We start from the raw sequence: 7045 nt of genomic DNA, 5'->3' as shown, positions 1-7045 counted from the left end.
CTGGTTGTTTGAATCTTAAATTAAAAAGTTAACTGATCTTTTAATTTAATACCCGACTAAAATCATTAAATAAAGCGATACTCATTAATGCTAATAAAGCTAGTGCACCGAACTTAAAACCCGCCTCTTGAATATTTTCTGGTACCGGCTTTCCTGTCAAAAGCTCTATAAGATAATAGAGTAAGTGCCCGCCATCAAGTACTGGTAGTGGTAAAAGGTTAATTATTCCTAAATTAATACTAATTAATGCCAAAAAGCCTAAAAAGTATACAAATCCGTAACCTGCACTATCTCCTGCCCCTTGTGCTATTGCAATAGGCCCACTTAAGTTTTTAACAGAGACATCACCAGTAATAAGCTTGCCTATCATATCAAAGCTTAATGTCACCAAATTCCATGTTCTGAGTAAACTTTCTTCTAAAGCAGTATATAAGCCATAAGATAATTCTATTCTATACTCGCTAGGCCACTCATCTGCTTTTGGTGAAACACCAAGGTAGCCAATATTTTTACCATTACTCTCGATGCCTTGAGGGGTAACATAAAGTGTTTTAGGGCTTCCTGAACGCTCAATGTCTAAAGTTACTTCTTGGTCGGGAAAATTTTTAATTTTTTTAGAAAAGTCCATCCAGCCTTGAGCAAGTTTTTCACCATTTAAGGCCACTAAAATATCCCCTTCTTTCAAGCCTGCAGCATGCGCAGGACTATCAGGAGAGACTCGGGCAATTTCATTATGTACTTTAGGCCGAAATGGCGTAAGACCTAAACTCGTCAGTGCTGAAGTTTTTTCAGGTGAAAACTGCCAGTCCTGAGTATCTAATGTGTAGCTACTAATAAACTGACTGTCTGCTGTTTTTGTACTTAATAAAATACTATCACTACCAATCTCACCAACTAGGGCTAAATTAACATCTTGCCAATCTCGTACTCTTTGACCAGCAATCTCAATAATTTCAACATTATCAGGCACATTACCTTTGGCTGCTATCGAGTCCGGAATGATTTCACCAACAATAGGCTTAATACTGGGTACACCGATTAAAAACATTAGGTAAAAAGCAAATATCGCAAAAGCAAAGTTTGCTAAAGGCCCTGCAGCTATAACAGCAATACGCTGATACACTGACTTGCTATTAAAAGTTTTGTCCTTATCAGCTTCAGCAACATCATCAACCCGATCGTCAAGCATTTTGACATAACCACCCAGCGGTATCATTGCTACTACGTACTCAGTACCATCAAGTGCTTTTTTGCGCCAAATAGCTTTACCAAAACCAACCGAAAAGCGTTCGACCTTGATACCATTTTTACGAGCGACCCAAAAGTGACCATACTCATGCACAGTAACTAAAATACCAAGTGCGATAACAAAGGAAGCTAAATTCCATACAAAATCAAACATTATTACTTTTGTTTCCCAGTATAATCAGCATCGTGTTTTATCGTTAAATTTGATAAAAGTGAATGAGCGAATTCACGAGTGCGTTTGTCTAAGGAAATAACCTCATTAATATTACTTACCTGTTCTGAGACAAATTTTTTCACAGAAGTTTCATTTATTTTATAAATATCGGTAAACTTTATTACTTTGTCTAAAAATGCAGCAACCGCGATTTCATTGGCAGCATTAAGAGCTGTACACGCTGCTTGCCCCATTTTACAGGCATCAATAGCAAGTTTTAAGTTAGGGTATTTTTTAAAATCAACCGCTTTAAAATCAAACGAAGCGGTAGTAAAGAAATCTAAGGGCTCTACGCCTGAGTTAATGCGCTCAGGGTAAGCTAAAGCGTGAGCTATAGGCGTACGCATATCAGGATTACCCATTTGAGCAATGACAGAGCCATCTTGATATTGCACCATTGAATGAATAGTGCTTTGTGGATGCAAAACGACTTGAATATCATCAGCATCAACGTTAAACAACCATTTAGCCTCAATAAACTCTAAACCTTTATTCATCATAGTGGCTGAGTCTACTGATATTTTTCTTCCCATATCCCAGTTAGGATGAGCGCATGCTTGCTCTGGAGTCACCTGCTCTAGCGCTTCTTGCTGCCAACTTATAAAAGGTCCACCTGAGCCGGTTAGTAGAATTTTACTTATGCCATTTTGGCTGAGTTGACATTCGCCTACCCGCTGTTGTTCTTGCCATGGCAAACTTTGAAAAATAGCATTATGCTCACTATCAATTGGCAAGAGTTGGGCATTGGACTGCTTCATTGCATCAATAAAAATTTGCCCTGATGTTACGAGTGCTTCTTTATTGGAAAGTAAAACTCGTTTTCCTGCCTCGACTGCAGCTAATGTAGGCATTAAACCAGCAGCTCCGACAATGGCAGCCATAACAGTATCTACCTGCTCTGATTTTGCTAGCTCAATGAGTGCGTCTGTACCTGATTTAACAGTGATTTCAGTGATATTTTCTTTTGCTAATAAGTCAATTAATTGTTCTGCATGAGAGGTAGAGACTAAGACGACTGTTTGCGGTGAAAACTCGAGACATTGCTGAAAGATTTTATCGACACTTGCATGTGCCGACAAACTGATTACATCGTATTTTTCAGGATGTAAACGAATCACATCTAATGTGCTTTCTCCAATCGAGCCTGTGGAGCCAAGTATGCATAAATGACGTTTACTAGTAGCAGGTAACACATGTTCTTTTTGCACTGTATCTACCAACCAAATAACACATAACAAAGGGCAAAAATAGGAGCTGTTGCCGTTAAGCTGTCAATTCTATCTAAAATTCCACCATGACCTGGCAAAATAGAGCCACTATCTTTAACTCCCGCTTGGCGTTTGAACATACTCTCATTAAGGTCGCCAAGTACTGATACTGTGGTAATGAGTACAGTGACAAAAAGTACGGTCATAATTTGTTCTTGATTCCAATTAAGTTGGTAAGCAGCAATGGTGATAAGTACACACGCACAGATAACACCGCCAAGGAAGCCTTCAACGGTTTTTCCTGGGCTCACATTAGGCATTAATTTATGTTTACCAAATGCTTTACCAACGAAATAAGCACCCACATCAGCACTCCAAACCATTAAAAATAAAAACATTAATAACTGAGCGCCGTGGTAAGGGTCATCACCATAGTTATTACTGCGAATAACAACAAAAGCGAGCCAAGTTGGCACGAGTGTTAGCCAACCGAAAAAACCTCGTATTGAACGATGTTTAGACCAAAAATCACTGTATTTGGGATAGGCAAACATTAGTATGGCTGAAACCATCCACCAAACGACTGAAAGTATCAGTATATACATCGCATTAGCTTGTAATTGTTTATCACTCAACCAAATAGTATCGGGAGATAAAACAAACCATAGTAGCGCTATTAGCCCACTAGTAATAAGAACAAAAACACTACGTCTAGTTTTTGTTGCAAAGCCCATAAGAGGCCCCCACTCCCATGCTCCTATCGCTATAATAGCCATTAATAAAACGGCAAAATAATCCAAAGGCAAATAGAAAATGGCCGAAATTGCGGCAGGCGCTAAAATTAATGCAGTTATAATTCGTTGTATTAGCAAGTTGTATCCTTTATTTAATTGATAGTGTTAAGTTGCAAATGTTAATTTATATTTAGTTGTTATTATTTGCTCACTCACTTAGCTTTATTTTTATATTTTCGTTATCTAAAAGCGTTAACTATTATTTTGTGACTTGTTCACCTGTTTTACCAAAACGTCGTTCACGTTGATCAAATGTACTGATTGCTTGTTCAAATTCTTGTTCATTAAAATCAGGCCATAATACTTCAGTGAAATAAAATTCAGCATATGCCGCTTGCCACAATAAAAAATTACTTATACGAAAGTCACCACCTGTACGTATTAGTAAATCAAGTGCCGGCAAGTTTGCTAAACAAGTTTGCTCATGCAGTGTGTTTTCATTGATGTCATCAAGGCTAAGGTCTTCATTTTTTACTTGCATCGCTAGCGTTTTAGCTGCATTAGCTATATCCCAACGTCCACCATAGTTTGCTGCAACTGACAGCACTAACCCAGTATTCTCAGCAGTAAGTTGTTCAGATTTAGCGATGTTTTTTTGTAATTTAGCAGAAAAACGACTTAAATCGCCTATCACTTGAAAACGAATATTATTTTTATGTAAACGCTTAACTTCTTTGGTAAGCACATACATGAATAAATCCATTAACACACTAACTTCTTGTTCAGGACGTTGCCAATTTTCGCTACTAAAAGCAAATAAAGTTAATGCCTCTACTCCAGATTTTCGAGCACCTCTAACAACTGCTCGTACTGACTCAACTCCAGCTTTATGGCCTGTAACTCGGCTTTTTCCCTGCGCCTGCGCCCAACGACCATTACCATCCATAATAATGGCAATATGCTTAGGAATGTTTATAAACTCACCATTAGGTGTTGTGCTAGTTGTCACTAGTCGCCCTTTTCTTACTTAGATATACAACGTAAAACGCCAGCGGATAATAATCCAAGCTGGCGTTTACTTTAGAAATCTTAGATTTCCATTAACTCTGCTTCTTTTTTAACTAATAATTCATCAACTTGCTTAACAAAAGTATCAGTAATTTTTTGAATTTCATCTTCAGATTGATGTTGTTCATCTTCACTAATTTCTTTTTCTTTTTGTAGTGATTTTATATCTGAATTGGCATCGCGACGAATGTTTCGAATAGCAATTTTACCGTTCTCAGCTTCACCACGAACAACTTTCACTAGATCTTTACGACGCTCTTCCGTTAACGGTGGTAATGGAATACGAATAAGCGTGCCATTTGATTGAGGATTTAACCCTAGATCTGACTTCATAATAGCTTTTTCTACTGCTGCAATCATACCTTTGTCAAAGACGGTGATAGATAAGTTACGCGCATCTGGTACAGATATATTGCCCACTTGGTTTAATGGTGTTTCCATTCCGTAATAGTCAACACTAATGTTGTCGAGTAATGAAGCATGAGCTCGACCAGTTCTGACTTTATTAAGGTTGCCTTTTAAAGACTCAATGCTTTTAGCCATACGCTCTTGCGCATCTTGTTTTATTTCATTTATCACGTTAATACATCCTAAAAATAATTAATTAAATTTAAAAAATTTCAATTTATCTTGTTATAACCGTGCCTTCAGCATCACCCATAATAACGGATTTTAATGCGCCAGGTTTATTCATGTTAAACACTCGGATAGGCATATTATGATCACGGGCAAGCGTAAATGCAGCTAAATCCATGACCTTTAATTCTTTATCTAAAACTTCATCGAACGTTAGTTCACTATAAAGCTCTGCTGCTGGGTTTTTTACTGGATCTTCAGAGTAGATACCGTCTACTTTAGTTGCTTTTAATACCACATCAGCTTCAATTTCAACACCACGTAAACACGCAGCAGAATCAGTAGTAAAAAATGGATTACCTGTGCCCGCAGAGAAAATCACAACACGGCCAGATTTCAACAGGCTGATAGCATTTGCCCAGTTATAACGTTCACATACACCTGCTAAATCAATAGCTGACATCAGTCGGGTGTTAACAAATGCTCGGTGTAATGCATCACGCATTGCTAAGCCATTCATCACAGTGGCTAGCATGCCCATTTGGTCACCTACAACTCTATTCATGCCGGCTTCAGCTAAACCAGCACCACGAAATAAATTACCGCCACCAATAACAAGACCCACTTGAATGTCCATCTCGACTAATTCTTTAATTTCTTGTGCCATGCGATCAAGGATTTTCGGATCAATACCAAAGCCTTCTTCCCCCATAAGTGCTTCACCACTTAATTTTAGAAGAATGCGACGATACGTTGGTTTTGGGTTGATACTCATAAGACGAAAATTCCTATTTTGGCTCGCTAAAAGAAGATTAGGGTCTAAAAGACCGCCGACATTTTAGTACGTTTAGCTTAACCAAGAAAGCCTTAACTGAAAAAAGCGCCATTATTATGCCATTTATGTAGAAAATGTGAAAATAATGCATAAAAAAACGCCTAATCTGATTTCTCAGAATAGGCGTTTTATATTAATTCATAATCCTTGATAAATTTAGTGAGCTCGTAAAGCGACTAAACTATGACATCAATAACTAGAATTGAATTCTTTCTCGTAAAACGAATAAGATAGATTAAGCTTTAGCAGCTGCGATTTGCGCTTCTACTTCAGCAGCAAAATCTTCTTCTTTCTTCTCGATACCTTCACCAACTTCTAAACGTACGAAGCTAGAAACAGTGATGCCTTTTTCTTTAAGAACTTCACCAACAGTTTTCTTAGGTTCCATGATGAAAGCTTGACCCGTTAGAGAAACTTCACCAGTAAATTTCTTCATACGACCAGTAACCATCTTCTCAGCGATTTCTGCAGGCTTACCTTCGTTCATCGCCATTTCGATTTGAATGCGTTTTTCATTAGCAACAACATCAGCTGGAACATCATCAGGCGTTAAAAATTCTGGCTTGCTCGCTGCAACGTGCATTGCAATGTGCTTAAGTGATTCAGCATCACCTTCACCAGCAACAACAACACCAATCGTAGCACCATGCTTGTATGAAGCTAACGTAGTACCTTCAACATAAGCTACACGACGAACATTGATGTTTTCACCGATTTTAGTAACTAGTGTAATACGCTCTTCTTCAAACTTAGCTTGTAAGTCTTCGATAGAAAGTTTTTCAGCTGCAGCAACATCAGCAACTTTGTTAGCAAACGCTAAAAAGTTGTCATCTTTTGCTACGAAGTCAGTTTGACAGTTAACTTCAACTAATGTCCCATCTTTAATGATGATTTGACCTTCAGCAGCGATATTACCTGCTTTTTTAGCCGCTTTTGCTTGACCGTTCTTACGCATATTTTCAATCGCAAGTTCCATATCACCGTCAGCTTCTTGTAACGCTTTTTTACAATCCATCATGCCCGCAGCTGTGCGTTCACGAAGTTCTTTAACCATTGCAGCAGTAATTGCCATGAGTTAATTCCTCAGTGTTCAGTTATTCCCATGTCGATGCTCATTGCTATGACACAAGAATATAAAATAAATAATAGCCACAAAAACAAT

The 7045-nt window shown here is 38.0% G+C and carries 7 protein-coding genes; all 7 read right to left on the bottom strand.

The features are described 5' to 3' along the window. Positions 1–40: 40 nt before the first annotated feature. Positions 41–1402, bottom strand: coding sequence for a sigma E protease regulator RseP (rseP, locus tag AC27IF_RS09810; protein WP_487054016.1), 1362 nt, complete (start codon positions 1400–1402; stop codon positions 41–43). Between the two features lie 2 nt (positions 1403–1404). After that, positions 1405–2670, bottom strand: a complete 1266-nt coding sequence (gene ispC / locus AC27IF_RS09805) for a 1-deoxy-D-xylulose-5-phosphate reductoisomerase (RefSeq protein ID WP_487054014.1) — start codon at positions 2668–2670, stop codon at positions 1405–1407. A gap of 5 nt (positions 2671–2675) precedes the next feature. Next, entirely contained in the window at positions 2676–3542 is an 867-nt protein-coding gene (locus AC27IF_RS09800) for a phosphatidate cytidylyltransferase (protein ID WP_487054012.1), read from the bottom strand. Positions 3543–3663: 121 nt separating this feature from the next. Then, entirely contained in the window at positions 3664–4350 is a 687-nt protein-coding gene (uppS, locus tag AC27IF_RS09795; RefSeq protein ID WP_487054028.1) for a polyprenyl diphosphate synthase, read from the bottom strand. Positions 4351–4493: 143 nt separating this feature from the next. Beyond that, positions 4494–5051: a ribosome recycling factor gene (gene frr, locus AC27IF_RS09790; RefSeq protein ID WP_487054010.1), complete on the bottom strand. Its 558-nt coding sequence runs from the start codon at positions 5049–5051 to the stop codon at positions 4494–4496. A 46-nt stretch (positions 5052–5097) separates the two neighbouring features. Continuing rightward, positions 5098–5823: a UMP kinase gene (gene pyrH, locus AC27IF_RS09785; RefSeq protein WP_487054008.1), complete on the bottom strand. Its 726-nt coding sequence runs from the start codon at positions 5821–5823 to the stop codon at positions 5098–5100. 295 nt (positions 5824–6118) lie between these two features. After that, the gene (gene tsf, locus AC27IF_RS09780; RefSeq protein WP_487054006.1) at positions 6119–6955 is read right to left on the bottom strand and encodes a translation elongation factor Ts; all 837 of its coding nucleotides are present in this window, start codon (positions 6953–6955) and stop codon (positions 6119–6121) included. Between the last annotated feature and the right edge of the window lie 90 nt (positions 6956–7045).

The organism is Colwellia sp. KS18-150 (assembly GCF_057551365.1).
This window is presented reverse-complemented; position numbering and strand designations above follow the sequence as displayed.

Excerpts from the sequence above, each read along its gene's own strand:
- rseP (WP_487054016.1), bottom strand. The coding sequence starts at position 1,402 with ATGTTTGATTTTGTATGGAATTTAGCTTCCTTTGTTATCGCACTTGGT.
- tsf (WP_487054006.1), bottom strand. The coding sequence starts at position 6,955 with ATGGCAATTACTGCTGCAATGGTTAAAGAACTTCGTGAACGCACAGCT.
- pyrH (WP_487054008.1), bottom strand. The coding sequence starts at position 5,823 with ATGAGTATCAACCCAAAACCAACGTATCGTCGCATTCTTCTAAAATTA.
- uppS (WP_487054028.1), bottom strand. The coding sequence starts at position 4,350 with ATGGATGGTAATGGTCGTTGGGCGCAGGCGCAGGGAAAAAGCCGAGTT.